Source organism: Streptomyces pinistramenti (assembly GCF_020564935.1).
Classification (GTDB): domain Bacteria; phylum Actinomycetota; class Actinomycetes; order Streptomycetales; family Streptomycetaceae; genus Streptomyces; species Streptomyces pinistramenti.
The window spans coordinates 40136-65551 of the sequence record NZ_JAJCXB010000044.1 but is presented as its reverse complement, the minus strand read 5'-3'; the positions used below and the strand labels follow the sequence as shown (position 1 = coordinate 65551).

General features: G+C 71.4%; 23 protein-coding genes and 1 riboswitch. Of the genes, 18 read left to right on the top strand and 5 right to left on the bottom strand.

The window, feature by feature from the left end; translation table 11 throughout:
• Positions 1-95 precede the first annotated feature (95 nt).
• Entirely contained in the window at positions 96-1370 is a 1275-nt protein-coding gene (locus tag LIU39_RS25500; protein WP_227049225.1) for a L,D-transpeptidase, read from the top strand.
• Positions 1371-1389: 19 nt separating this feature from the next.
• Here LIU39_RS25500 and LIU39_RS25495 read toward each other — a convergent pair whose 3' ends face one another.
• Complete coding sequence (locus LIU39_RS25495) at positions 1390-1791, bottom strand: response regulator transcription factor (protein ID WP_227049223.1); 402 nt, start codon at positions 1789-1791, stop codon at positions 1390-1392.
• 298 nt (positions 1792-2089) lie between these two features.
• Here LIU39_RS25495 and ctaE point away from each other — a divergent pair, with 298 nt between their 5' ends.
• The 6 genes from ctaE (at position 2090) to LIU39_RS25465 (ending at position 9263) form a co-directional block, all read left to right on the top strand.
• Entirely contained in the window at positions 2090-2710 is a 621-nt protein-coding gene (ctaE, locus tag LIU39_RS25490; protein WP_227049222.1) for an aa3-type cytochrome oxidase subunit III, read from the top strand.
• Positions 2711-2788: 78 nt separating this feature from the next.
• Complete coding sequence (qcrC, locus tag LIU39_RS25485; protein WP_227049221.1) at positions 2789-3598, top strand: cytochrome bc1 complex diheme cytochrome c subunit; 810 nt, start codon at positions 2789-2791, stop codon at positions 3596-3598.
• Positions 3595-4659: a cytochrome bc1 complex Rieske iron-sulfur subunit gene (qcrA, locus tag LIU39_RS25480; protein ID WP_264483226.1), complete on the top strand. Its 1065-nt coding sequence runs from the start codon at positions 3595-3597 to the stop codon at positions 4657-4659. The genes qcrC and qcrA overlap by 4 nt, the downstream gene beginning before the upstream one ends.
• Positions 4656-6293, top strand: a complete 1638-nt coding sequence (qcrB, locus tag LIU39_RS25475) for a cytochrome bc1 complex cytochrome b subunit (RefSeq protein ID WP_227049220.1) — start codon at positions 4656-4658, stop codon at positions 6291-6293. The genes qcrA and qcrB overlap by 4 nt, the downstream gene beginning before the upstream one ends.
• A 140-nt stretch (positions 6294-6433) precedes the next feature.
• Positions 6434-7498 carry an anthranilate phosphoribosyltransferase gene (trpD, locus tag LIU39_RS25470; protein ID WP_227049219.1) on the top strand — a complete coding sequence of 355 codons (1065 nt, stop codon included), beginning with the start codon at positions 6434-6436 and terminating at the stop codon, positions 7496-7498.
• Positions 7499-7603: 105 nt separating this feature from the next.
• A riboswitch (SAM riboswitch) is annotated at positions 7604-7720 on the top strand.
• 166 nt (positions 7721-7886) lie between these two features.
• Positions 7887-9263 (top strand): aminotransferase class V-fold PLP-dependent enzyme, encoded by a 1377-nt coding sequence (locus LIU39_RS25465; protein WP_227049218.1) that lies wholly within the window; start codon positions 7887-7889, stop codon positions 9261-9263.
• A 208-nt stretch (positions 9264-9471) separates the two neighbouring features.
• On the opposite strand, the gene LIU39_RS25460 is transcribed toward LIU39_RS25465, so the two are convergent.
• Together LIU39_RS25460 and LIU39_RS25455 are read right to left on the bottom strand one after the other, a co-directional pair.
• Positions 9472-9753, bottom strand: coding sequence for an Lrp/AsnC family transcriptional regulator (locus tag LIU39_RS25460; RefSeq protein ID WP_227049217.1), 282 nt, complete (start codon positions 9751-9753; stop codon positions 9472-9474).
• Entirely contained in the window at positions 9750-10430 is a 681-nt protein-coding gene (locus tag LIU39_RS25455; RefSeq protein ID WP_227049216.1) for a rhomboid family intramembrane serine protease, read from the bottom strand. Before LIU39_RS25455 ends, LIU39_RS25460 begins: the two co-directional genes overlap by 4 nt.
• A 322-nt stretch (positions 10431-10752) precedes the next feature.
• On the opposite strand from LIU39_RS25455, the gene LIU39_RS25450 reads away from it, so the two are divergent.
• The 5 genes from LIU39_RS25450 (at position 10753) to LIU39_RS25430 (ending at position 16368) form a co-directional block, all read left to right on the top strand.
• Positions 10753-10992 (top strand): hypothetical protein, encoded by a 240-nt coding sequence (locus LIU39_RS25450; RefSeq protein ID WP_227049215.1) that lies wholly within the window; start codon positions 10753-10755, stop codon positions 10990-10992.
• Between the two features lie 18 nt (positions 10993-11010).
• Positions 11011-12384 carry an NYN domain-containing protein gene (locus tag LIU39_RS25445; protein ID WP_227049214.1) on the top strand — a complete coding sequence of 458 codons (1374 nt, stop codon included), beginning with the start codon at positions 11011-11013 and terminating at the stop codon, positions 12382-12384.
• 282 nt (positions 12385-12666) lie between these two features.
• The gene (locus tag LIU39_RS25440) at positions 12667-13692 is read left to right on the top strand and encodes a C40 family peptidase (protein WP_227049213.1); all 1026 of its coding nucleotides are present in this window, start codon (positions 12667-12669) and stop codon (positions 13690-13692) included.
• A gap of 219 nt (positions 13693-13911) precedes the next feature.
• On the top strand, positions 13912-14943 hold the full coding sequence (locus LIU39_RS25435) for a C40 family peptidase (protein WP_227049212.1): 1032 nt from the start codon (positions 13912-13914) through the stop codon (positions 14941-14943).
• Positions 14944-14994: 51 nt separating this feature from the next.
• The gene (locus LIU39_RS25430; protein ID WP_227049211.1) at positions 14995-16368 is read left to right on the top strand and encodes a hypothetical protein; all 1374 of its coding nucleotides are present in this window, start codon (positions 14995-14997) and stop codon (positions 16366-16368) included.
• On the opposite strand, the gene LIU39_RS25425 is transcribed toward LIU39_RS25430, so the two are convergent.
• The gene (locus LIU39_RS25425; RefSeq protein WP_227049210.1) at positions 16349-17620 is read right to left on the bottom strand and encodes a glycosyltransferase 87 family protein; all 1272 of its coding nucleotides are present in this window, start codon (positions 17618-17620) and stop codon (positions 16349-16351) included. The genes LIU39_RS25430 and LIU39_RS25425 overlap by 20 nt on opposite strands.
• Positions 17621-17814: 194 nt before the next feature.
• On the opposite strand from LIU39_RS25425, the gene LIU39_RS25420 reads away from it, so the two are divergent.
• Entirely contained in the window at positions 17815-18957 is a 1143-nt protein-coding gene (locus LIU39_RS25420) for a glycosyltransferase family 4 protein (RefSeq protein ID WP_227049209.1), read from the top strand.
• Positions 18958-19006: 49 nt separating this feature from the next.
• Here the strand turns inward: LIU39_RS25420 and LIU39_RS25415 are convergent, their stop codons facing one another.
• Entirely contained in the window at positions 19007-20800 is a 1794-nt protein-coding gene (locus tag LIU39_RS25415; protein WP_227049208.1) for an AMP-dependent synthetase/ligase, read from the bottom strand.
• Between the two features lie 330 nt (positions 20801-21130).
• On the opposite strand from LIU39_RS25415, the gene LIU39_RS25405 reads away from it, so the two are divergent.
• The 5 genes from LIU39_RS25405 to LIU39_RS25385 all read left to right on the top strand — a co-directional run bounded on the left by LIU39_RS25405 (position 21131) and on the right by LIU39_RS25385 (position 25382).
• Positions 21131-21907, top strand: a complete 777-nt coding sequence (locus LIU39_RS25405; RefSeq protein ID WP_227049206.1) for a metallophosphoesterase family protein — start codon at positions 21131-21133, stop codon at positions 21905-21907.
• A gap of 157 nt (positions 21908-22064) precedes the next feature.
• The gene (locus LIU39_RS25400; RefSeq protein WP_227049205.1) at positions 22065-22544 is read left to right on the top strand and encodes an SRPBCC family protein; all 480 of its coding nucleotides are present in this window, start codon (positions 22065-22067) and stop codon (positions 22542-22544) included.
• A 2-nt stretch (positions 22545-22546) separates the two neighbouring features.
• Positions 22547-23764, top strand: a complete 1218-nt coding sequence (locus tag LIU39_RS25395) for an ArsA family ATPase (protein WP_227049204.1) — start codon at positions 22547-22549, stop codon at positions 23762-23764.
• A 103-nt stretch (positions 23765-23867) separates the two neighbouring features.
• Positions 23868-24374, top strand: a complete 507-nt coding sequence (locus tag LIU39_RS25390) for a DUF5304 domain-containing protein (protein ID WP_227049203.1) — start codon at positions 23868-23870, stop codon at positions 24372-24374.
• 66 nt (positions 24375-24440) lie between these two features.
• Positions 24441-25382, top strand: coding sequence for an ROK family glucokinase (locus tag LIU39_RS25385; protein ID WP_227049202.1), 942 nt, complete (start codon positions 24441-24443; stop codon positions 25380-25382).
• The last annotated feature ends 34 nt before the right edge of the window (positions 25383-25416 follow it).

Sequence of the window (25416 nt, the reverse complement as noted above, 5' to 3'; positions counted from 1 at the left end):
GGGGGGGGGCCCGGACACCTCAACTGGTGTCCGGGCCCGCCCCGTTTGCAGTCCTCCAGCGCGCCGTTCCGGGTGATTCTTCATATTTTTGGTGCATGAGTCACAGACCTCGAACCCGGACGGTGCTGAGCTGCGGCCTCCTGCTCGTGCCCCTCGCGGTGAGCACCACCGCGTGCGGGGGCTCGTCGTCGGAACCGCTCTCCGCCAAGCCCTACGACGCGGCCGACCAGATCTCGTCCAACACCCCGGAAGGCAAGCGGAAAGCGGACCCCAACAAGCCGCTTGAGGTGTCCGTCACGGACGACGAGGCGCGCATCACGGACGTGACCGCCACCGACGCCTCCGGCCGCTCCATCCGCGGAGAACTCACCGCGGACGGCAAGCACTGGCGCACCACGGTGCCGCTGGCGGCGGGCACCCGGTACTCGGTACGGGTCAGCACCGAGGACGAGGACGGCAATCCCGGTCTGAAGACCCTTGAGGTCGAGACCAAGGGCGGCGGCAACCGGCTCCAGGTCACCTTCGGTCCGAACAGCGGCGAGTACGGCGTCGGCCAGCCGGTCACCGCCGCGCTGAGCAAAGAGGTCAAGGACCCCAAGGCGCGCGCGATCGTCGAGAGCGCCCTCAAGGTCGACTCCACGCCCCGCGTCCAGGGCTCCTGGCACTGGGTGGACGGCAAGACCCTCCACTTCCGTCCCAAGGAGTACTGGCCCGCGCACGCGAGCATCGCCGTGCACAGCAACCTGGAGGGCCTGAAGATCGCCAAGGGCCTCTACGGCGGGCCCGCCAAGCCGGTGAAGCTCACCACCGGGGACAAGGTCGTGGCGGTCACCGACGTGGCGACGCACCAGCTGACGGTGGAGCGCAACGACAAGGAGATCAACACGATCCCGGTCACCACCGGGAAGCCCGGGTTCGACACCCGCAACGGCGTCAAGGTGGTGCTCGGCAAGGAGAGCTTCGTCCGGATGACGAGCGGCAGCATCGGTATCCCGGACGGGAGTTCGGATTCGTACGACCTGCCGGTCTACTGGGCGACCCGGCTCACCCGCAGCGGCGAGTACGTGCACGCCGCGCCCTGGTCCGTCGGATCACAGGGCGCGGCCAACGTCAGCCACGGCTGCACGGGCATGTCCACGGGCAACGCCGAATGGTTCTTCAACGCCGTACGCGTCGGCGACATCGTCAAGGTGGTCAACAGCGGCGGCGCCGACATGACGCCGTTCGACAACGGCTTCGGCGACTGGAACATGCCCTGGCAGGAATGGCGGGACGGCAGTGCGCTGAAGAACAAGGGCACCGGAACCACAGGAGCCGCCGAGCAGCAGCCGGAATCCGCCGATGCGGCCCGGCTGCGCCCGCAGCTCTGAGGACGCCTCAGAGAGCCGCTCAGGCCCGCGTGAGGAGTCGTTCGCGCAGCAGCGAGGCCAGGGATTCGGCGAACGCCACCGGGTCCACCGGGTGGGTCACGGCGGCATCCGCGCGGCTCCAGGTGGCCAGCCAGGCGTCCTGCGGGCGTCCGATGAGCAGCAGCACCGGGGGGCAGCGGAAAATCTCGTCCTTGATCTGCCGGCAGACACCCATGCCGCCGGCCGGAGCGGTCTCGCCGTCCAGCACGCACACGTCGATGCCGCCCGCGTCCAGGGCTTCGAGAACGGCCGGCTGAGTGGCGCACTCCAGGATCTCGACCCGCGGAACATCGGCTGCGGGCCGCCGGCCTGTGGCCAGCCTGACCTGCTCGCGGGTGGTGGCGTTGTCGCTGTAGACCAGCACCGTGGCAGTCGCCTGCATCGTTCCTCCACGCTTCGTAGCGGCACGGATCGGGGCGGCACCTGTGCATGGGGCGTCCCCACCGTAGGTAGGGCTCGGATGCTACTCCCGGGAGGGGCACCCGCAGGAGGGTGCGAACGGGACCAAGATCTGTCCGATGCCCCGTCAGGACCGGCCGCAGCGCGCTCCGGGGCCGTCGGAAGGGCCCGCACTTCCCTCCTTCGGGCGACCGCGGGAATGGGCCGTACGAGCAGGGCATACGTCCTTGACACACCGAACGGCACCCCCCGGAGTGAGGGCGGGATAAGCGACCGACATAATGTCGGTCGTGGCGACAGCAACGACAGTAGAAACCGGGCACGCGCACCCGTCGGTCAATCGACCGAATCTCACCAGCGTCGGAACCATCATCTGGCTGAGTTCCGAGCTGATGTTCTTCGCGGCCCTCTTCGCGATGTACTTCACCCTTCGATCGGTGACCGGTGCCGAGTATTGGAAGGAAACCTCCGATGCGCTGAACCTTCCGTTCTCAGCGACGAACACGACGATCCTGGTGCTCAGCTCGCTGACCTGCCAGCTCGGCGTATTCGCGGCCGAGCGCGGCGATGTCAAGAAGCTCCGTACGTGGTTCGTGATCACCTTCATCATGGGTGCGATCTTCATCGGCGGCCAGGTCTTCGAGTACACCGAACTGGTCAAGAACGAGGGCCTCTCGCTCTCGTCCGGCCCGTACGGCTCGGTGTTCTACCTGACCACCGGGTTCCACGGACTGCATGTGACGGGCGGTCTGATCGCCTTCCTGCTGGTCCTGGGCAGGACGTACGCGGCCAAGAGGTTCACCCACACGCAGGCCACCGCGGCCATCGTCGTGTCCTACTACTGGCACTTCGTCGATGTCGTCTGGATCGGCCTCTTCGCCACGATCTACCTGATCCGGTAACCGGTCCCGACCGGAACCGCAGTTCAGACAGACATAGCCAAAGCATCGACGCAGAAGATCCTGACACCGGGGTAATCCGTGAAAAAGCTCTCCGCACGACGGCGCCATCCGCTGGCGGCGCTCGTCGTCCTACTCTTCGCGCTGGCGGTCACTGGGGGGCTGTACGCCGCGTTCGCGCCGGCGGACAAGGCTCAGGCCGATGACACCGCCCAGTCTCTTGCCATCAAGGAGGGCAAGAAGCTCTTCGCCGTGGGCTGTGCAAGCTGCCACGGCACCGGCGGTCAGGGCACCTCCGACGGCCCGAGCCTGGTCGGCGTGGGCGCCGCAGCCGTCGACTTCCAGGTGGGCACCGGCCGTATGCCGGCCCAGCAGCCCGGCGCGCAGGTGCCGCGGAAGAAGAACATCTACAACAACGCCGAGATCGACCAGCTCGCGGCCTACGTCGCGTCGCTGGGTGCCGGTCCCGCGGTGCCGAGCAAGGACCAGTACAGCCCGGACGGTGCCGACGTCGGCAAGGGCGGTGAGCTGTTCCGCACGAACTGCGCGCAGTGCCACAACTTCACCGGTAAGGGCGGCGCCCTGACCAACGGCAAGTTCGCACCGACGCTTGAGGGCGTGGACCCGAAGCACATCTACGAGGCCATGGAAACCGGCCCGCAGAACATGCCTTCCTTCGGTGACGGCTCGCTGTCGCAGGAGAACAAGAAGGACATCGTCGCGTACCTCGGCGCCGTCAACGGCGATGACACCGAGAGCCCCGGCGGCCTGGACCTCGGCGGTCTGGGTCCGGTCAGTGAGGGCCTCTTCGGTTACATCTTCGGCCTGGGCGCGCTGGTAGCGGTCGCCATCTGGGTCGCAGCCCGGACTACGAAGGCCAAGAAGTCATGAGTGAGACTGGACGACACGCAGACGTGCCAGAAGAAACCCTTCCGAGTGAGCGCCACGACGCTCACGGCGACGCGGTGGCCAAGGGCGAGAACCCCTTCGCCGACCCGGGGCTGCCGGCCCACGAGCACCGCGTCCAGGACATCGACGAGAAGGCCGCCCGGCGCTCCGAGCGCGTGGTCGCCTATCTCTTCCTGCTGTCCATGCTTGCGACGGTCGCGTTCATCGCGTCGTACGTGATCTTCCCGATCGACAAGATCGTCTTCATCTGGCCGATCGGTCACATCAGCGCGCTGAACTTCTCCCTCGGTCTGACCCTGGGTGTGGCGCTGTTCTGCATCGGCGCCGGCGCGGTCCACTGGGCCCGCACGCTGATGTCGGACGAGGAGATCGCCGACGACCGGCACCCGATCGAGGCCGAGCCCGAGGTCAAGGCCAAGGTCCTGGCGGACTTCGCACAGGGTGCGAAGGAGTCCGGCTTCGGCCGCCGCAAGCTGATCCGCAACACCATGTTCGGCGCGCTGGCCCTGGTGCCGCTCTCCGGCGTCGTGCTGCTGCGGGACCTCGGGCCGCTGCCCGAGAAGAAGCTGCGGACCACCGGCTGGAAGAAGGGCATCCGCCTCGTCAACCAGTCGACCAACCTCCCGCTGCGTCCCGAGGACATCGCGGTCGGTTCGCTCACCTTCGCCAAGCCCGAGGGCCTGGAGGAGGACAGCGAGGACTTCAACGAGAACATTGCCAAGGACGCCCTGATGCTCGTGCGGATCCAGCCGCAGAACATCAAGGACAAGCAAGAACTCGCCTGGTCGCACGAAGGCATCGTGGCGTACTCGAAGATCTGCACCCACGTGGGTTGCCCGATCAGCCTGTACGAGCAGCAGACGCACCACGTGCTGTGCCCGTGCCACCAGTCCACCTTCGACCTCTCTGACGGTGGTCGCGTGATCTTCGGTCCTGCCGGTCACGCCCTGCCGCAGCTGCACATCACGGTGAAGGACGGCTTCCTCGAGGCCGCGCGCGACTTCGCGGAGCCCGTCGGCCCGAGCTTCTGGGAGCGCGGATGAGTAACGAGACGAGCGCGACCACCGCGCGTCGCGGCCAGGCGCCGCGGGGCGAGCGGGTCGCCGACTGGGCCGACGGCCGGCTGGGCATCTACAGCCTCGCCAAGTCCAACATGCGCAAGATCTTCCCGGACCACTGGTCCTTCATGCTGGGTGAGATCTGCCTCTACAGCTTCATCATCATCATCCTGACCGGTGTCTACCTGACGCTGTTCTTCCACCCGAGCATGGCCGAGGTCACGTACCACGGTTCCTACGTGCCGATGCACGGGATCCGGATGACCCAGGCGTTCGAGTCGACCCTGGACATCAGCTTCGATGTCCGCGGTGGTCTGCTGATCCGGCAGATCCACCACTGGTCGGCCCTGATCTTCCTGGCCGGCATGATGGTCCACATGATGCGGGTGTTCTTCACCGGCGCCTTCCGCAAGCCGCGCGAGGTCAACTGGCTGTTCGGCTTCCTGCTGTTGGTGCTGGGTATGTTCACCGGCTTCACCGGCTACTCGCTCCCCGACGACCTGCTCTCCGGTACCGGCGTGCGGTTCATCGAGGGTGTCATCCTGGCGATGCCGCTGGTCGGATCGTACCTCCAGATGTTCATCTTCGGCGGGGAGTTCCCGGGGCACGACATCATCCCGAGGTTCTTCACGGTGCACGTGCTGCTGCTGCCGGGCATCATGCTCGGTCTGCTGGTGGCGCACCTGATCCTGGTCTTCTACCACAAGCACACGCAGTTCCCGGGTGCCGGCAAGACCAACAAGAACGTCGTCGGCATGCCGCTGCTGCCGGTCTACATGGCCAAGGCCGGAGGCTTCTTCTTCCTGGTCTTCGGTGTGATCTCGGTGATCGCCGCGGTCGCGAGCATCAACCCGGTGTGGGCGATCGGTCCGTACCGTCCGGACCAGGTGTCCACCGGCGCCCAGCCCGACTGGTACATGGGCTTCGCCGAGGGCCTGGTGCGTGTCATGCCGGGCTGGGAGTGGAACTTCTGGGGCCACACCATCAACTTTGGTGTGCTGATCCCGATCCTGGTCTTCCCGCTGGTCCTGGTCGCCATCGCGGTCTACCCGTTCGTCGAGTCCTGGGTGCGGGGTGACAAGCGTGAGCACCACATCCTGGACCGCCCGCGCAACGTCCCGACCCGTACCGGCTTCGGTGTCGCCTGGCTGATCGCGTACTTCGTGATGCTCATCGGCGGCGGCAACGACCTGTGGGCCACCCACTTCCACCTGTCGATCAACTCGATCACCTGGTTCGTCCGGATCGCGTTCTTCGTCGGTCCGGTGCTCGGCTTCATCGCCACCAAGCGGATCTGCATGGGTCTGCAGCGGCGTGACCGGGACAAGGTGCTGCACGGCCGTGAGTCGGGCATCATCAAGCGCCTGCCGCACGGTGAGTTCGTCGAGATCCACGAGCCGCTGGACCAGGAGCAGCTGCACGTGCTCACCCAGCACGAGCAGCCCACGCCGCTGGAGCTGGGCCCGGAGGTCGACGAGAACGGTGTCGAGCGCAAGGTGTCGCGGTCGAAGAAGCTGCGCGCCAAGCTCTCGAAGTCCTACTACGGCGAGGACAACGTCATTCCGAAGCCGACGGCAGAGGAGTTCAAGGAGATCACCAGTGGCCACGGCCACCACTGATCACCACCACGCCGTGTGACACACGGCGGTAAGTGACGCCACCCAGAGGGCCTCGTCCGGCGATCGGACGGGGCCCTCCGGCATGTCGGCGGCTCGATAGGGTTTGACCACAGGCAGGACACGAACCAGGAGTGTGGACCATGAACGTTGTGACCCCGGTCGGCGGCGACAGCGTGGCGGCCCGCACCTGGCCGGACGTACTGAACGCCCTGCTGGACGGCCGTGACCTCGCCGCCGACGACACCGCCTGGGCGATGGACCGGATCATGCGGGGCGAGGCCAGCGACGCGCAGATCGCCGGTTTCGCGGTGGCGCTGCGGGCCAAGGGGGAGACCGTCGCGGAGATCTCCGGGCTGGTGCGCGCGATGTACGAGCACGCGCGGCTGATCGAGGTGCCGGGGCCGAGCGTGGACATCGTCGGCACCGGCGGCGACGGCGCCAAGACCGTCAACATCTCCACGATGTCGTCGATCGTGGTGGCCGGCACCGGCGTGAAGGTCGTCAAGCACGGCAACCGCGCGGCGTCGTCGGCGAGCGGCGCGTCCGACGTGCTGGAGAAGCTGGGCGTTGCGCTCGACCTGTCGCCGCGGCGGGTCGCCGAGGTGGCGAACGAAGCGGGCATCACGTTCTGCTTCGCGGTGAAGTTCCACCCGTCGCTGCGGCATGTGGCGCCCGCCCGGCGCGAGTTGGGCATCAGGACCACGTTCAACGTGCTGGGCCCGCTGACCAATCCCGCCAAGGTGCGGGCACAGGCGACGGGTGTCGCGGACGCCAGGATGGCGCCGATCCTGGCCGGTGTGCTGGCCGAACGCGGGTCGTCCGCCCTGGTGTTCCGTGGTGACGACGGGCTCGACGAGCTGACGACGACGGCGACGTCCCGGGTGTGGATCGTCCAAAACGGCGCGGTGCGGGAGGTGGCCTTCGACCCGCGGGACGTCGGTATCCCGCTGGTGCCGGTGGCGGCGCTGCGCGGCGCCGACGCGTCGTACAACGCCGATGTGGCGCGGCGGCTGCTGGACGGGGAGCGCGGCCCGGTGCGGGAGGCGGTGCTGCTGAACGCCGCCGCCGCGCTGGTGGCGCTGGAGCTGACGGACGCCCCGCTCACCGAGCAGATCGGGGCGGCCATCGGCAGGGCCGCCGAGTCGATCGACTCCGGCGCGGCCAAGCGGGCGCTGGAGCGCTGGGTGGCGGCCAGCAACGCCTGAGCGCGGCGCCGCTGATGCGGTGTGCAGGAGGGGAGCCCGGTCCGGTTGATCTCAAAAACTGGACCGGGCTTGCGCCGTACGGCGCGTGTGGCATGATTCTGCCCAGGTCACGAGTGACAGCGATATGGCCCCGGCCCGCTGTCCGGCAACCCTCCGTCCGTGGCGGGGTGCCCCGGGTGATGACCAGGTCGCAGCCAGCAAGGTCTGCGGCAAGCGCGGATCCCTCGCCAGGGATCCTGGTCTTCGAGGGAGATCTTCCGTGAACCAGCGAATGCGATAGGGCCCGAAGGCCCCTTTTCCGCTTTCTGCTTCTTCTTTTCACGCTGCGCCGCCGCGCTGTCGCATGCCCGCGCGCAGTGAATTCGCCTTTCTCTCACGGGAGTTCGCCATGCCTGTTTCCGCCGTTGCCGTCGACCGTTCCGTTTGTGCCCCGCTGGCCGTTCTGGGGCGAGATGTCCTGGTGCCGCTGGTCACCGGCGGCGAGGTCGACTACGCCGCGCTGGACTACGCGGCGAGTGCCCCGGCGCTCCAGCGGGTCTGGGACGACGTGGCCGGCTATGCGCCGTACTACGGCAGCGTGCACCGCGGCGCCGGGTACCTCTCGCAGCTGTCCACCGACCTGTTCGAGAACGCCCGCACGACGATCGCGGACTTCCTGGGCTGCCGCCCCGACGACCAGGTGGTCTTCACCCGGTCCACCACCGACTCGCTGAACCTGCTGGCCGCCGTACTCCCGCCCCGCACCCGGGTGTTCGTCTTCGAGACCGAGCACCACGCATCGCTGCTGCCCTGGGAGCAGTGCCCCGGCGTCGAGGTGACGTACCTCAACGCGCCGCGCACCCCGCAGCAGGCCGTGGACGCGCTGGAGGCGGCCCTCGCCGCGCGGGAACCGTATGGCCCGGCGCTGGTCTGCGTGACCGGTGCGTCGAATGTGACCGGTGAGCTGTGGCCGGTGGAGGAGTTGGCGGCCGCCGCGCACGCGCACGGCGCGCGGGTCGTGCTGGACGCCGCGCAGTTGGCGCCGCACCACCCCGTCGACATCGCCGAACTCGACGTGGACTGGATCGCCTTCTCCGGCCACAAGCTCTATGCCCCGTTCGGCTCGGGCGTGCTGGCCGGCCGCGCCGACTGGTTGCAGGCCGCCGAGCCGTACCTGGCGGGCGGCGGCGCCAGCCGCAAGGTCGCGCGGCGTACGGACGGCGGGGTGGACGTCGAGTGGCACACCAGCGCGGCCCGGCACGAGGCAGGTTCGCCGAACGTCATCGGCGCCTACGCGATTGCCTCGGCCTGCCAGGCGCTGACCGAGGCCGGTTTCGACACCCTGGTCGCCCGCGAACAGGCGCTGATCGCCCGGGTCAAGGAGGGCCTGGCCGAGGTGCCCGACGTCAAGGTGCTGTCGCTGTTCGGCGACGACGCTCCCAGGGTCGGCGTCCTCTCGTTCGTCGTCGACGGCTGGAACAGCTCGCACTTCGCGGCCGCACTGTCGGCCGAGTACGGCATCGGCGTACGCGACGGCCTGTTCTGTGCGCACCCGCTGGTGCGCACCCTGCTGGGCGGCGAGCCGGACGAGCCCGGCGAGTGCGGCGCCCCGGATGCGGCGCCCGGTGAGCGCTCGCTCAACGCCATCCGGGTCAGCTTCGGCGCCGGCACCCCCGACGAGCACATCGACCGCTTCGTGCGGGCGGTCAAGGAACTGGTGGCGGACGGTGCCCGCTGGAACTACCGCACGGAGGAAGGCCGTTGCGTTCCGGACGCGTCCCGCTGAGGGATAAGGGGTGCGCGTGAGCGATGACGTGCACCCCCACCCTCTTTCCCCACGCACATACGGGAGGGGCCTGACCGCAGGACGAAGTCCGGAGGTCAGGCCCCGCACCGAACAGCCCCGCGCAGCGGCGACAGCCCGCCGCAGGCGCAACGGCGAACAACTCCCATGGCGGGAGAGCCGACAACGTGGGCCCAGGCCCAGCGCAGCGCTACGCGTCGAGCCCGATCGCGAACGCCGCCTCCAGGTCGTGCTGGGAGTACGTACGGAAGGCGATGTGGGTCTCCGTGGAGGCGACGCCCGGGACCTTGCTGATCCGGCCGGGGATGACGTCGGCGAGGTCGTCGTGGGCGGTGACCCGGACCATGGCGATGAGGTCGTGGGCGCCGGTGACGGAGTAGACCTCGCTGACGCCTTCCAGCGCGGCGATCTTCTCGGCGATCTCCGGGATCTGGTCCACGCTGGTCTTGATGAGCACGATCGACGTGATCACTGCTGGCTCTCTCCCTCGGCCGCCGGTCCGTTCCCCCTGGTGGTCACCACACTATCGCCCCGGTAGCGGACCCACGCGTAGAGGAAGCCGAGGGCGAAGCCCACCACGTGGGCGAGGTAGGCGACGCCGGGTCCTGTGGGGTCGCGCTGGGCCGCCAGCCACTGGAGCACGAACCAGAACAGCAGCACGATCCAGGCCGGGAAGCGCAGCGGCAGGAAGAAGAGGAACGGGAAGATGCTGGTGACCCGGGCCTTGGGGAAGAGGTAGAGGAAGGCGCCCAGGACGCCGGAGATCGAGCCGGACGCGCCGACCAGGGTCTGGCCGGACGTGGCGTGCGCGGCCGCGTAGCCGAGCAGCGCCAGGTAGCCGGTGACCAGGTAGAAGACGGTGAACGGCAGCCGCCCCATCCGGGATTCGGCCATACCGCCGAAGACGTAGAGGAAGAGGACGTTGCCGAGCAGGTGCAGCCAGCTGCCATGCACGAACAGGGCGGTGAGCGGGGTGAGCAGGGCGTGCGGGGAGCCGCGCCACAGGTCGCGGGGGATCACGCCCCAGTGCGCGAAGTAGGCGGTCAGTGCCTGGAGCAGGGTGTCGCCGGTGCCGTAGAGGTGGTTGAGGCCCGAGGCGGGGCCGATGACGAAGAGGGCGCAGCACAGGCCGATCAGGACGTTCGTCATGCGGGAGAACACGGCGGCCAGGGAGCGTGCGGTCCGGGGCGTTCCTGCGGCTGCGGGCGGGTCCGACCGGGGCCTCGGGTGGCGGGGGGAGTGGGGTGGCGGGGGAGGCAGGGGCGGCGCCGTCATGAAGCGATCATGACGTAATGCGGGCAATCGGGGCAGACTGCCTCGCCGCACGGCACCTCCTGGGCGGCGCCCGCACCGGCCCGTCATCAGGCCGTAGGGTTACGGGCAATACTTTGCGTTCTTCCGCAGTCCGACGGCGCACCGCGTGAGCCCGCAGCACGATCAGCACGCACGAGCAGGAAAGAGGACGATCACGATGGCTGTTCCCGTGCCGACGGACACCACTCGGTGGCGCTGCACCCTGTGCGGCAACCTCACGCGTTTCGACGTCACCCGCCGGTCGAAGGTCGTGGAGTACCTCCATCTCGACCTCGCGGGGGAGCCGACGGTGGAGGAGCGCGAGGTGCTCAGTGAGAGCATCGAGTCCGTGCGCTGCCGCTGGTGCAACGCGGTCGACCAGATCGAGCTGGTGGACCGGCCGGGCGCGAGCACCTGAGATCGGAGCGAGGCAGCCGTGGTGGAGCGTCCAGCAGGGGAGCCGGGGGCGGAGCACGATGACGCGCCCGGCCGGGCGGCCGAAGAGACCCTCGACCGTCCGCTGCCCGAGGGCGTACGCCGCCGTGTCGTGGCGCTCGCCGCGGACGCGTTCGGTGCGCTGACGGTCGCCGAACTCCCGCCGCCGCTGCGGCAGTACGCCCGTTTCACCCCCACCCGCCGGGCCAAGTTCGCCGGCAACGCGATGGCTGCCGCGTTGGAGAGCGATGCGGTGTTCCGGCAGCGGATCGCCGGCAAGGTCCGCGCGGCCCAGCCGGAACTCGCCGAGGCCCTGGAGCGCGGCACCCCGCCCGCCGCCGCCGATCCGCTGGACGTCGCGGCCGCGGCGTACGTGCTCCGGCCCGACGGCTGGGTCAAGCTCGTCGCTGCGGCCGGCGAGGAGGCCCAGCGGGCGCGCGCCGAGCGGGCCGGCGAAGAGGCCGACAGGGAACTGGCCAGGCTGCGCGAGGAGCTGGCGCAGGCGCGTACGGATGCCCGCGCCGACGCCGAACGGGTGCGGGCCGACCTGGAGGGGCTCCGCAAGGACAACGAGTCGCTCCAGCGCAAGCTGCGCAGCGCCCAGAGCGACGTCAAGCGTGGTGCCGCGGCGGTGCGCAAGGCCGAGTCCGCGCTGGAGGCCGAACGCTCCCGGGCGGCCGCCGAGAAGGCCGCGGCGGACAGCGAGGTGCGCCGGCTCAAGGCGCGGATCGCCGAGGCCGAGACGGCGCTGGAGACCAGCAGGCGGGCCGCCCGCGAGGGGCGCAGCGCCGAGGACATGCGGGTGCGGCTGCTGCTGGACACCGTCCTGGACGCCGCCCAGGGGCTGCGCAGGGAGCTGGCGCTGCCGCCTGCTGACGTGCATCCGGCAGACACCGTCGACGCGGTCGCCCCGGGCCGGATGACGCCCAAGGACATCGCGGCCCGCGCGCTGTCGGAGACCGATCCGGCGCTGCTCGACCAGCTTCTGGCGCTGCCGCAGGCCCACTTGGTGGTCGACGGCTACAACGTCACCAAGACCGGCTATCCGACCATGCCGCTGGACAAGCAGCGGCTGCGGCTGCTGGGCGGCCTCGCGGTGCTCGCCGCCCAGACCGGCGCGGAGATGACGTGCGTCTTCGACGGTGCGGAGCTGGCGGCGCCGGTACTGCTGGCGCCGCCGCGCGGGGTGCGGGTGCTGTTCAGCAAACCGGGCGTAACGGCCGATGAGTTGATTCGTCAGCTGGTAAGGGCCGAACCGCCCGGCCGTCCGGTCGTGGTGGTCTCCACGGACCGGGAAGTGGCCGACGGCGTCGCGAAGGCCGGGGCGCGTCCGGTCGCATCGGCCCTGCTTCTCAAGCGACTTGCCAGGACCTGACGCGGCGGCGATATGTCCGTTGCTTCGTCTCTGGCTGTCAAATTCCCGCTACTGCCTGTGTGATGTTGGTAAAACATCGGGCTGACGGACCGTTTTTTTGCCGTGAGGATTTGAAGCGATCACAACTCGGTCACTAAGGTCGGGCCTCGAACCTTCATGCAGTTGATCATCCAACCGGGATGAACAGTGAAGGAACCGCCGAGTCCGCGGCGTTCACGCGGAGCCGGGGTCTCACCCCCCCACTTCCCGGTAGGCGGCTGGAGGAAGAAGGAGCTCGCCCCCGTGGCGTCCCACCGTCGACCCAAGCAGCCGAGCCGTACTCGTGTGACCGTGCTCACCGCGACCGCCGCCGCTGCCGTCGCCCTGTCGTCCCAGGCCGCCCAGGCCGCCCCCGAGCAGTCGAAGAAGGACGTGAAGTCCGAGGTCGACAAGTTCTACGAGCAGGCGGAGCAGGCCACCGAGAAGTACAACGGGGCCAAGGAAGACCAGGAGAAGCTCCAGAAGGAGGTCGCGGACCTCCAGGACAAGGTCGCCCGCGGCCAGGGCGAGCTGAACCAGCTCCGCAAGGGCCTGGGAGCGGTCGCTTCCGGCCAGTACCGCAGCGGCAGCATCGACCCCTCGGTCCAGCTGTTCCTCTCCGGAGACCCGGACACCTACCTGCAGAAGGCGTCCACGCTCGACCAGCTGAGCGGCAAGCAGGCCGACCAGCTGAAGGTCATCGCGGACAAGCAGCGCCGCCTCGCGCAGGAGCGCGCGGAGGCCGCGAGCAAGATCCAGGACCTCGCCGACACCCGTAAGGCGCTCGGCGAGAAGAAGGACGAGATCAAGGGCAAGCTCGGCAAGGCCCAGGAACTGCTGAACTCCCTTACCGCCAAGGAGAAGGCGGCGCTGGAGGCCAAGGAGAACCGGGCCAACCGCAGCAACGACCGGGTCAACCTCGGTGACGACGTGCCCGCTTCGCAGCGCGGTGCGGCCGCCCTGGCCGCCGCCCAGTCGAAGATAGGCTCGCCGTACGTCTGGGGCGCCACAGGACCGTCGTCCTTCGACTGCTCGGGCCTGACCTCCTGGGCGTACCAGCAGGCCGGCCAGTCGCTGCCGCGCACCTCGCAGGCGCAGGCCAGCGCGGGCACCCGGATCGCCTCGCAGAGCGCGCTCAAGCCGGGAGACCTGGTGCTCTTCTACGGCGACCTGCACCACATCGGCCTGTACGCGGGCAACGGCACGGTGCTGCACGCACCCAAGCCGGGCGCATCGGTGCGCTACGAATCGATCAACAACATGCCGTTCCAGTACGGCGTGCGGGTCTGACACGGCCCAACCTGCCGCCCGAACGGGCGAATTGCGGTGCGCGCCGCTGACTTCCCGCCCCGCCGGTGACCTGCACAGTCACCGGCGGGGCGGCATTTTGCGTACCGGCAGGGGTCATTGGCCGGTGCGTGGTGGCCCGGTTACTGTCTGCCCTCGCAGCCGCCGGTCACGACCGTCCTCCCGGACGGCAGGGGCTGCACGGAAGGGAGTGCGGCCCGCGTGCATCATCGCCGTACCTCGCAGCCAGGACCGCTCACCCGCGCACGGGCCGTCGCGCTGTCGGCCGTCCTTGCGACCGCGGCCGCCACCCTCTCCGCGGCCCCCGCCACCGCCGACCCGGCCGCCGAGCACCGGGCCGCGGCCGCCCGCGTCGACGCGCTCTACGCCCAGGCGGAGCGGGCCACCGAGAAGTACAACGACGCCGAGGAGCGGACCGGGAAGCTGCGCGCACGGGCGGCGACCCTCCAGGACCGCACCGCCCGCGCACAGGAGCGGGTCAACCGGCTGCGCGGCAAGGTCGGCGCGCTGGCCGCCGCCGACTACCGGGCCGGCGGCATCGACCCCACCCTCCGGCTGCTGCTCTCCGAACGCCCCGGCGCCTACCTGGAGAAGGCCGCGACCCTCGACCGGCTGCACCGCAGCAGGGCCGGCGAGCTGCGCACCCTGCTGGCCGCCCGGCGGGTGCTGGACCAGCACCGCAGCGAGGCCGCGCACACCCTCGCCGAGCTGGCCGCAGGACGCGAGGCGGTGGCCCGCCACAAGCAGGAGGTCCAGCGCAAACTGGCCGCCGCCCGCCGGATGTTGCAGGCCCTGCCCGCGGACGCCAGGACGGCCTACCAGCGGCCCTCACGGGACGACGGGCGGGTGGGGGCGGCCCCCGGCACCGGCGGGGCCGTGGCGCCCTCGGGGCGGGCCGCGGCGGCGGTACGGGCGGCGGTCGGCGCGCTCGGCGCCCCGTACGTCTGGGGCAGCACCGGGCCCTCCTCGTTCGACTGCTCCGGCCTCACCCAATGGGCCTACGGCCGCGCGGGTGTCTCCATCCCGCGCACCTCGCAGGCCCAGCGGGGCGCAGGACGGCGGGTGCCGCTCAGCCAGGCGCGCCCCGGGGACCTCATCATCTACCGGTCGGACGCGAGCCACGTCGCCCTGTACGTCGGCGGCGGACAGGTCGTGCACGCCCCGCACCCCGGCGCGCAGGTCCGCTACGAAGCGGTGGGCATGATGCCGGTCTCGGCGGTGGTCAGGCCCTGAGCGGCGCCCCAGCGGTTTTGCCGCCGCGCACCCGCGCATACGATCGGCCGCATGGCAGGTCAGCGGGGTGTGCGACACCCGTCACGGGCCGGGAGGGCGGGCTGCGCCGTCCTGTTCCTCGCGCTGCTCGCCCAGCTGACCGGCTGTGCGGGCGGCGCGCCGGCGCAGGCCCGCCACCCGGACGTCCAGCGGATGCTCGCGGACCGCGCGCGGGCCGTATCGCAGCATGACGAGGCCGCCTTCCTCGCCTCCGTCGACCCGCGGCACACCGGCTACTACGACCGCCAGCGCCGGATGTTCGGCAACCTCGCGGGGCTGCCGCTGACCGGCTGGCGCTACGACCTGGTCTCCACCGACGCCTTCCCGCTGCCGTCCGGCGGCGGGCGGCTGGCGGCGAAGGTCAAGCTCAGCTACCGCCTCAAGGGCTACGACGCGGAGCCGGTCACCTCCGAGCAGTACCTCACGCTGACCCGGCACGGCGGCCGCTGGCGGATCGCGTCGGACACCGACGCGGCGGCCGCCGGGCACACCGGCACCCGTCAGCTGTGGGACCAGGGCCCGGTGCGGATGGTCCGTGGCCGGCACAGTCTGGTGCTGGGCGGTGCGGCGGACCCGGGCCGGCTGCGCGATCTGGCGAAGCGGGCGGACGCCGCGGTGCCGGCCGCCTCGTCGGCCTGGAAGGGCGCCTGGACGGGGCAGGTCGTGGTGGAGGCGCCGGATTCCGTCGTGCACATGGCGCAGCTGCTGGGCAGCGGCAACGCGTCCGGCTACACCGGCATCGCGGCGGTGACCACTGGCGAGGCGGGCGCGGCCGCCAAGGCGCCCGCGGACCGGGTGATCGTCAACCCGGACGCCTACGAGGAGTTGAACGACCTGGGGCGCGCGGTGGTGCTCACCCACGAGATCACCCACGTCGCGACCCGTACGGCCACCACCGGAACCACCCCGCTGTGGCTCTCGGAGGGGTTCGCCGACTGGGTCGCCTACCGCGGCAGGGGCCGCTCCGCAGGCACCACGGCCCCCGAACTCTCCCGTGCGGTGGCGGCGGGCCGTCCGCCGCGGCAGCTTCCGGCCGACGAGGACTTCGGCTTCACCGGTGGCGCCGACCGGCTGGCGACGGCGTACGAGGGCGGCTGGCTGGCCTGCCGGATGATCGCCGGCAAGTGGGGCGAGGCGAAGCTGCGGGCGTTCTACCGGGCGGCGGGACAGGGCGCGGCCGCCTCGGGGAGCAACGGTCCGGCGGCGGCACCGTCCGTCGGGGCCCGCGCGCTCTCCTCGCCGTCCCCCCGGGGCGGCACCGACGACCACCGGCAGCCGGCCGGCCGCAATACGCGTCTCGACCAGGCAATGCGTGCCCAACTCGGCATCGGGGTCACGGAGTTCACCCGGCAGTGGCGGGCCTACGTCAAGGGCGAACTGAGCTGACTGCGGCGGCCGTCGCGGCGGACCGGCCGTCTCTGCGGTGCCCCGGCGGGCGCGCCGCCGTCGCCCGCCACAGCCGGCGGCAGGCGAGCAGGCAGGCCGCGACCAGCAGGCCGTTGCGCAACAAGAGCACCGTGAGGCCGGTGCCGTCGCTCGCCACGACGTGGGCGAAGCCGGGCGGGAACTCCAGGAACGTGACGCCGGTGGCGAGCAGGACGAGGACGGCGGGCAGTCCCTGCCGCCCCGCCCGCACCGTCAGGCACACCGCCGCGAGCCCCACCAGCCACAGCAGATACTGCGGGCTGATCACGCGGCTGGTGGTGGTGAACAGCAGCACGGCGGTGAACGCGGCATCGGCGCACAGGGTGGCGGTCAGTGCCCGCGCCCGCACCCGCCACAGCAGCAGCCAGCCGAACGCGGCGCAGGACAGTGCGAGGGCCGCCGCGCTGACCTGCGGAACCAGCGGGCCGACGAACTCCATCGAGCCGTAGTTCAGCAGCACGTGGCCGCTCCAGCCGAAGTGCCGGGCGACGTGGAAGACCAGGGCGCCGAGCGACTCGACCTCGGTGCCGCGGCCGCGCTGGGCGGTGAGGAAGCCCAGGGCGCCCGGCGCGGCGGCCACACAGCACACGGTCAGTGCCGCCGTGCAGACCGCCGCGCTCCACCACAGTGCCCGCGCCTGCCCGCCGCGCACCGCGGCCCCGCACAGCAGCAGCGCGGGCCACACCTTCAGCAGCGTGCCGCACGCGATGAGCGCGCCGGCCACCCGCGGCCTGCGCGCGGCGGCGAACAGGGCGGCGACCGCGACGGCGGTGACCATCAGGTCGTAGCGGGCGTACGCGGTCGGTCCCAGCAGCGCGACCCCGGCGATCCAGGCCCACGCCCCGGCCCGCCGGTTGCCGGGCCGCCGGGCGGCCCGCAGGAATTGCACGAGGACGGCGGCGTCGACGGCGAGCAGCAGGACGAAGAAGGCGTGCGGATAGCCGAGGAACGGCAGCAGGGCGGGGGAGAGGAGGGCGAGGGCGGCGCCCGGCGGGTACTGCCAGGCGACGTCGTCCCGCGGGAAGGTGCCGGTCTTCAGGACGTCGGACCAGCCCTGGTAGATCACCGACACGTCCCCGGTCACGTCGGACCCCGGCACCACCAGCACCTTCAGCACGCACAGCAGCAGCACGGCACGGGTCGCCGCCCACACCGCCACGGGGAGCGCTGCCGCCCGCGGAGTGCCGCCGGTGCTGCGGGAGTTCCTGGTCAACGCGTCCTCGCCGGCCGGTCCTGTGCGTGCCTCCCGCCGCCCGCCCGGGGGCCGCGGGACCGTTCCTGCATGATGCCGGACGGGTCCTGGGACGGGCCGCCGCCGGGCCGCCGCGCGAGCCGAGCCGGTACTGTCGGCCGCGGGCCCCCACGACCTGGCGGGCCCGCCGCCGAGACCGACGCCGAGAGACCCGCGTGCACAAGACCCTCATCGTCACCAACGACTTCCCGCCCCGCCCCGGCGGCATCCAGGCGTTCCTGCACAGCATGGCGCTGCGGCTCGACCCCTCCCAGGTCGTCGTCTACGCCTCGACCTGGAAGCGCGGCAGGGAGGGCGCCGAGGTCACCGCGGCGTTCGACGCCGAGCAGCCGTTCCCGGTGATCCGCGACCGTACGACGATGCTGCTGCCGACGCCCCGGGTGACCCGGCGGGCGGCGGGCCTGCTGCGGGAGCACGGCTGCGGGTCGGTGTGGTTCGGTGCCGCCGCGCCGCTCGGCCTGATGGCGCCCGCGCTGCGGTCGGCGGGCGCCCGCCGCATCGTCGCGACCACGCACGGCCACGAGGCGGGCTGGGCACAGCTACCGGCCGCCCGGCAGCTGCTGCGCCGGATCGGCGAGGGCTGCGACACCCTCACCTACCTCGGCGAGTACACCCGGTCGCGGATCGCCGCGGCCCTCACCCCCGAGGCCGCCGGGCGGATGGTCCAACTCCCGCCCGGCGTCGACGAGAAGACCTTCCACCCCGGCTCCGGCGGCGCCGAGGTGCGGGCCAGGCTCGGGCTCGCGGACCGGCCGGTCGTGGTGTGCGTCTCGCGGCTCGTCCCGCGCAAGGGGCAGGACACCCTCATCGAGGCGATGCCCGCGATCCTGGCGGCGGTGCCGGACGCGGTGCTGCTGATCGTCGGCGGCGGCCCGTACGAGAAGGAGCTGCGGGCGCTGGCGGCGGAGAAGGGGGTGGCGGACGCGGTGCGCTGCACCGGCGCGGTGCCCTGGGAGGAGCTGCCGGCCCACTACGGCGCCGGTGACGTCTTCGCGATGCCGTGCCGCACCCGGCGCGGCGGCCTCGACGTCGAGGGCCTGGGCATCGTCTACCTGGAGGCGTCCGCCACCGGCCTGCCGGTCGTCGCGGGCGACTCGGGCGGCGCGCCGGACGCGGTGCTGGACGGCGAGACCGGCTGGGTGGTGCCCGGCGGATCGCCCGCGGCCGCCGCCGAGCGGATCGTGGCGCTGCTCGAAGACCCGGCGCTGCGCCGACGGATGGGCGAGCGGGGCCGGGCCTGGGTGGAGGAGAAGTGGCGCTGGGATCTGCTCGCCGAGCACCTGAAGGACCTGCTGTAGGCCGCGGGCGGGGCGCCTGCTGACGTCCCGCCGCTGCCCAACCGGCCTGTCAGCCGCGGTAGATGGCCTCGATCTCCTCGGCGAACTCCTTCGCCACGACGCTGCGCTTGAGCTTCAGCGACGGCGTGACGTGACCCGACTCCTCGGTGAACTGGGTCGGCAGGATACGGAACTTGCGGACCGATTCGGCCTTCGAGACCGCGGCGTTGCCGTCGTCCACCGCGCGCTGCACGGCGGCGATCAGCTCGGGGTCGTCGGCGAGCGCGGCGGCGGTGGTGCCCGCCCGCCCGTGCTCCTCGGCCCAGCGGGGCAGGAACTCCTCGTCGAGGGTGATCAGCGCGCCGATGAACGGCCGGCCGTCGCCGACGACCATGCATTCGGCGATCAGCGCGTGCGCCCTGATGCGGTCCTCGATCACCGCCGGGGCGACGTTCTTGCCGCCCGCGGTGACCAGGATTTCCTTCTTGCGCCCGGTGATGGCGAGGTAGCCGTCCTCGTCGAGGGTGCCGATGTCGCCGGTGTGGAACCAGCCGTCGGACAGCGCGTCGGCGGTCGCGGTCTCGTTGTTCCAGTACTCCGTGAACAGGTGCTCGCCGTGCAGCAGCACCTCGCCGTCGTCGGCGATCCGCACCACGGAGCCGGGCAGCGGCTGGCCGACGGTGCCGATCTTCTGGCGGTCCCACGGGTTGAACGCGGTGGCCGCACAGGACTCGGTCAGGCCGTACCCCTCCAGGGCGGTGAAGCCGATGCCGCGGTAGAAGTGGCCCAGGCGCTCGCCGAGCGGCGCGCCGCCGGAGATGGCGTGGGTGGCCCGGCCGCCGAGTACCGCACGCAGCTTGCCGTAGACGAGGCGGTCGAAGAGCTTGTACTTCAGCTTCAGGCCGAACGTCGGGCCCGCCGCGGTGTCCAGGGACCGGCTGTAGGCGATGGCGGTGTCCGCGGCCCTGTCGAAGATCTTGCCCTTGCCGTCGGCCTGCGCCTTGGCGCGCGCCGCGTTGTAGACCTTCTCGAAGACCCGGGGGACGCCCAGGATCAGCGTCGGCCTGAAGGACGCCAGGTCGTCGGTGAGGTGCTTGATGTCCGGCGCGTGGCCCAGCTTGATGGGCGCCATCACGGACGCCACCTGCACCAGCCGCCCGAAGACGTGCGCGACGGGCAGGAAGAGCAGCACCGAGGATTCGCCGGTGGAGAACAGCGGGCGCAGCCGCTCGACGACGTTGCCGCACTCGGCGAAGAAGCTGCGGTGGCTGAGCACGCAGCCCTTGGGGCGGCCGGTGGTGCCGGAGGTGTAGACGATGGTGGCGGCGGTGTCCGCGTCGGCGAGCGCGCTGCGTTCGTCGACCTCTTCGTCGCAGATGCCCTCGCCCGCGGCGCGCAGCCGGGCGAGGGCGTCCCGTTCGATCTGCCAGATGTTCTCCAGGCCGGGCAGCCGGTCGCGTACCGACTCGACGGCGGCCTCGTGCGCGGGCGACTCCACCAGGCAGGCCACCGCGCCGGAGTCGCCGAGGATCCACTGGATCTGCTCGGCTGAACTGGTCTCGTACACCGGGACGGTGATCGCTCCGGCGCTCCAGATGGCGAAGTCCAGCAGCGTCCACTCGTAGCGGGTGCGCGACATCAGGCCGATCCGGTCGCCGGGCCGGATGCCGGCCGCCATCAGGCCCTTGGCGGCGGCTCTGACCTCGTCGAGGAAGGCACTGGCCGTGACGTCCTGCCACTCGCCGTTCACCTTGCGCCCCATGACCGCAACATCCGGGTGCTGCGCGGCATTTCGGCGGATGAGATCCGTCAGATTGCCGTCTGCTGGGACCTCGTACAGGGCCGGAAGGCTGAACTCGCGCAAGACTGCTGCTCCTCATTGGCGCCGGTGCCACGACGCTGTGTGCTGCACCGGTTGCGGTCCATGATCAGGCAGGTGGGGACTGGACTGCCCGGACGTTACCCACCGGTATTGCTGTTGGTATAGAGGGTTACGGCCAGATGTTCGATGCGTCACATGCCTGCGACACGCCATGGGACTGCTGCGCGCAGACTAGACCAGCGCTCCGGTGACCCGAAAGTAACCGCAGGTCCACGGGGCCTGCCCGGAGCCCGTGGTGACGACCTACGACCTGGGGAGCAATGGTCCTCGGCGCCCGAGGACCATTGCTCCCCAGGTCGTTAGGCTGCGCCCATGCGACTGCATGTGGTGAGTGACGTACACGGCAACAGCCAGGACCTCGCCGGTGCCGGCGCCGGCGCCGATGCGCTGATCTGCCTCGGGGACCTCGTCCTCTTCCTCGACTACGCCGACCACACCCGCGGGATCTTCCCCGATCTCTTCGGCGCGCGGAACGCCGACCTGCTGGTCGAACTGCGCACCGCCCGCCGCTTCGACGAGGCCCGCGCGCTGGGGCGCCGCCTGTGGGGCGAACTGGACGACAGTGGACGCGACCGCGAAACGGTCATCGAAGGCGCGGTCCGCAAGCAGTACGCCGAACTCTTCGCCGCCTTCCCCACCCCCACCTACGCCACCTACGGGAACGTCGACATCCCGCGGCTGTGGCCCGAGTTCGTCCGCGAAGGCACCACCGTCCTGGACGGCCGGCGCATCGACATCGGCGGCCGCGTCTTCGGCTTCGTCGGCGGCGGCCTGACCACCCCCATGCGCACCCCCTACGAGATCGGCGACGAGGAGTACGCGGCGAAGATCGAGGCGGTCGGCGAGGTGGACGTGCTGTGCACCCACATCCCACCGGACGTCCCTGAGCTGTGCTACGACACCGTCGCCCGCCGCTTCGAACGCGGCAGCTCCGCCCTGTTGCACGCCATCCGCACCACCCGCCCGCGCTACTCGCTCTTCGGCCACGTCCACCAGCCGCTCGCCCGCCGGGTCCGGATCGGCGGTACGGAATGCGTCAATGTCGGGCACTTCAACGCGACCGGCAGGCCGTACGTGCTGGAGTGGTGAGCGCACGGGGCCCCGCCCCGCGGCCCGGCCCCCGCGGGCCCGCTGGTGTCCGGCGGTCTTCCGCCGCGCGGTAGCCTTCAGCAGCACAGACACCGGGTTCGACGCGGGTCGGCGGGCCGGCGGGACCGGCAGGGATCGGCATGGAGGAGTCACGGCGATGGCCGAACACACCAGCTCTAGCATCACGATCGCGGCGGCACCCGCCGAGGTGATGGGAGTGATCGCCGACTTCGGCCGCTATCCGGAGTGGACCGGCGAGGTCAAGGAAGCGGAAGTGCTGGCCAAGGACGGCCGCGGCCGCGCCGAGCAGGTGCGGCTGGTGCTCGACGCCGGCGCCATCAAGGACGACCACACCCTCGCCTACACCTGGACCGGCGACCACGAGGTCAGCTGGTCCCTGGTCAAGTCGCAGATGCTGCGGTCGCTCGACGGCTCGTACCGCCTTGCCGCGGTGAACGGCGGCGCGGGCACCGAAGTGACCTACCAGCTCACCGTCGACGTCAAGATCCCGATGCTCGGCATGATCAAGCGCAAGGCGGAGAAGGTCATCATCGACCGTGCGCTGGACGGGCTGAAGAAGCGCGTCGAGCGCGGCCCCGAGAGCCCCGCGCCCGCCGACGAGGCCGAGAAGCGCTGACCGTGCGCACCGTCCTCGTCACGGGCTCGGGCGGCAGCGGCCGCAGCACTCTCGCGGCGGCCACCGCCCTGGCCGCCGCCCGGCGGGGAGCGCGAACTCTGCTGCTCACCACCGAGAGCAGCGCCCCGCAAGCGGTGCTCGGCGCGCGGATCACCGCCGACACCCCCGCCGGGATCGCCCCCGGCCTCCAGGCCCGCCGCATCGACCCGGGCGACCGCTTCCGGCAGGAGTTCCTGTCCTTCCAGGACCGCGCCGGCGCCGCCCTCGACCTGCTGGGCGCCGCCCCGCTCGACGAGGACGAACTCACCGAACTCCCCGGCTCCGAAGCCTTCGCGCTGCTGCACGCACTGCGCACCGAGGCCGCGTCGGACGCCTGGGACGCCGTCGTCGTCGACATGCCGCCCGCCGACGAAACGATCCGGCTGCTCGCGCTGCCCGTACAGGTCCGCCGCTACCTGCGCCGCCTGCTGCCCCCCGAACGCCAGGCCGCCCGCGCCCTGCGCCCGGTGCTCGCCCAGCTCGCCGGCGTCCCCATGCCGGCGCAGAAGCTCTACGAGGCCGCCGAGCGCTGGGAGGGCGAACTCGCCGCCGTCCAGCGGGTGATCGACGCACCCGGCACGACCGTGCGGCTGGTCACCGATGCGGGCCCGGTCGCCGCCGGCACGCTGCGCGCCGTGCGTGCGGGACTCGCCCTGCACGGCCGCCGTACCGACGCCGTCCTCGTCAACCGGCTGCTGCCCACCGGATCCGCCGACCCGGTCCTCGCCGCGCTCTCCGGCAGCCAGCAGGCCGCCCTCAAGGTGCTCCGCGAGGAGTTCCCCGACGTCCCCGTGCACGAAGTCCCGCACCTGGGGCGCGACCCGCAGGGCCTGGACGCCCTGGACGCGCTGACCTGCGGGGCCGGCGACGAGCCGTGGGAGATAGCCGGCCGGGCGGCGGAGCCGGATGCCGGGGGCGCCGCCGACCCGTGGGCCGTCGAGGACCGGCTGGCCGCCGACGGCCTGCTGGTCTGGCGGGTGCCACTGCCCGGTGCGGCGCGCGAAGGACTCGGCCTGGTGCGTCGCGGCGACGAGATCGTGGTCACCGTCGGCCGGTACCGCCGTATCCGTACCCTGCCGTCCGCGCTGCGCCGCTGCACCGTCTCCGGCGCCGGTCTGCGGGACGGTGTCCTGGACATCCGCTTCGCCCCCGATCCCGCGCTCTGGCCCCGCAGCGACTGAAGCGGGTACCCCCGTTCGGGTACCGTCAAAGGTGAGTCCCGGCTGCCGCCGCGCCCCCGCGCGCCGCCGCAGCCGCCCGCCGCAGGAGTCCACGGAGTTCACCATGAGTGATGCCACCGAGCGACCGGCCGACCGTACGGCCGGCCCCGATGCCGATGCCTGGGAGAGGGCCTGCGCCGAGGACCTCGCCGCCGAGAAGGCCAGGCGCCGTGCCGAGTACGGCCCGCAGCCCGGCAGCGCGGCCGAGGAACTGCGCAAGCTCGCCGAGGCGGTGACGGACAAGCTCGCCGGGATCCAGCTGCCCGGCGCCCTGGGCGGGATGGCTGCGCAGAGTGCGGTCAACCAGCTGTTCAAGCAGGCGAAGGCCGCCGTCGAACCGGTCGTCGAGCGCCACCCCGACCTCTTCGACCACCTCGCCGCGGCCGGCTCCGAACTCCTCGCCGCCTACCGCTCGGCCGTCGAGGGCAGCGAGGCCCGGTGGACCCGCGAGGACACCACCGACCGCCCCGCGGGCACCGGCCGCCCGCCCGGCACCGACGGCACCGGACGCACCGGCGACCCCCGTGACGACGACGGCCCCGCGGGCACCGAGCGGATCGATCTCGACTGACAATCGGGCCCCACGTGCTCCGGTACGGTTGTCCCCGGCGGGGTTCGAGCGAAATCTGAGGGACACATGGGACTCACCATCGGCGTCGACATCGGCGGCACGAAGATCGCGGCCGGCGTGGTCGACGAAGAGGGCTCGATCCTGGAGACGTGCACGGTACCGACTCCGCCGGCCACCGACGAGCTGACCGAAGCCATCGCCGACGCGGTGCGCACGGTCGGCGCCGCCCACCGGATCGAGGCCGTCGGCATCGGCGCGGCGGGCTACGTCGACGAGAAGCGGGCCACGGTCCTCTTCGCACCGAACATCGACTGGCGCCACGAACCGCTCAAGGACAAGGTCGAACAGCGCGTCGGCCTCCCCGTCGTCGTGGAGAACGACGCCAACGCCGCGGCCTGGGGCGAGTACCGCTTCGGCGCGGGCCAGGGCCACAGCGACGTCATCTGCATCACGCTCGGCACCGGCCTCGGCGGCGGCATCATCATCGGCAACAAGCTGCGCCGCGGCCGCTTCGGCGTCGCCGCGGAGTTCGGCCACATCCGGGTCGTCCCGGACGGCCTGCTGTGCGGCTGCGGCAGCCAGGGCTGCTGGGAGCAGTACGCGTCGGGCCGCGCCCTGCTGCGCTACGCACGCCAGCGCGCCTTCGCCACCCCCGAGAACGCCGCGGTGCTGCTCGCGCTGGGCGACGGCACGTCCGAGGGCATCGAGGGCCGGCACATCAGCGAGGCCGCCCGGCAGGGCGACCCGGTCGCCATCGACTCGTTCCGCGAGCTGGCCCGCTGGGCCGGTGCAGGGCTGGCCGACCTCGCTTCGCTCTTCGACCCGTCCGCCTTCATCGTCGGCGGCGGCGTATCGGACGAGGGCGAGCTGGTGCTCGACCCGATCCGCAAGTCGTTCCGCCGCTGGCTGGTCGGCAACCAGTGGCGTCCGCACGCCCAGGTACTCGCCGCCCAACTCGGCGGCAAGGCAGGTCTGGTGGGCGCCGCCGACCTGGCACGCCAGGGCTGAGGCTGAGCACCACCGCCCGCCGTGTTCCCACGGG

Bases quoted from the DNA above. Each gene is read 5' to 3' on its own strand.
- LIU39_RS25500 (WP_227049225.1), top strand. From the start codon at position 96: ATGAGTCACAGACCTCGAACCCGGACGGTGCTGAGCTGCGGCCTCCTG.
- LIU39_RS25495 (WP_227049223.1), bottom strand. From the start codon at position 1,791: ATGCAGGCGACTGCCACGGTGCTGGTCTACAGCGACAACGCCACCACC.
- ctaE (WP_227049222.1), top strand. From the start codon at position 2,090: ATGTCGGTCGTGGCGACAGCAACGACAGTAGAAACCGGGCACGCGCAC.
- qcrA (WP_264483226.1), top strand. From the start codon at position 3,595: ATGAGTGAGACTGGACGACACGCAGACGTGCCAGAAGAAACCCTTCCG.
- qcrB (WP_227049220.1), top strand. From the start codon at position 4,656: ATGAGTAACGAGACGAGCGCGACCACCGCGCGTCGCGGCCAGGCGCCG.
- trpD (WP_227049219.1), top strand. From the start codon at position 6,434: ATGAACGTTGTGACCCCGGTCGGCGGCGACAGCGTGGCGGCCCGCACC.
- LIU39_RS25465 (WP_227049218.1), top strand. From the start codon at position 7,887: ATGCCTGTTTCCGCCGTTGCCGTCGACCGTTCCGTTTGTGCCCCGCTG.
- LIU39_RS25455 (WP_227049216.1), bottom strand. From the start codon at position 10,430: ATGACGAACGTCCTGATCGGCCTGTGCTGCGCCCTCTTCGTCATCGGC.
- LIU39_RS25450 (WP_227049215.1), top strand. From the start codon at position 10,753: ATGGCTGTTCCCGTGCCGACGGACACCACTCGGTGGCGCTGCACCCTG.
- LIU39_RS25430 (WP_227049211.1), top strand. From the start codon at position 14,995: ATGGCAGGTCAGCGGGGTGTGCGACACCCGTCACGGGCCGGGAGGGCG.
- LIU39_RS25405 (WP_227049206.1), top strand. From the start codon at position 21,131: ATGCGACTGCATGTGGTGAGTGACGTACACGGCAACAGCCAGGACCTC.
- LIU39_RS25400 (WP_227049205.1), top strand. From the start codon at position 22,065: ATGGCCGAACACACCAGCTCTAGCATCACGATCGCGGCGGCACCCGCC.
- LIU39_RS25390 (WP_227049203.1), top strand. From the start codon at position 23,868: ATGAGTGATGCCACCGAGCGACCGGCCGACCGTACGGCCGGCCCCGAT.
- LIU39_RS25385 (WP_227049202.1), top strand. From the start codon at position 24,441: ATGGGACTCACCATCGGCGTCGACATCGGCGGCACGAAGATCGCGGCC.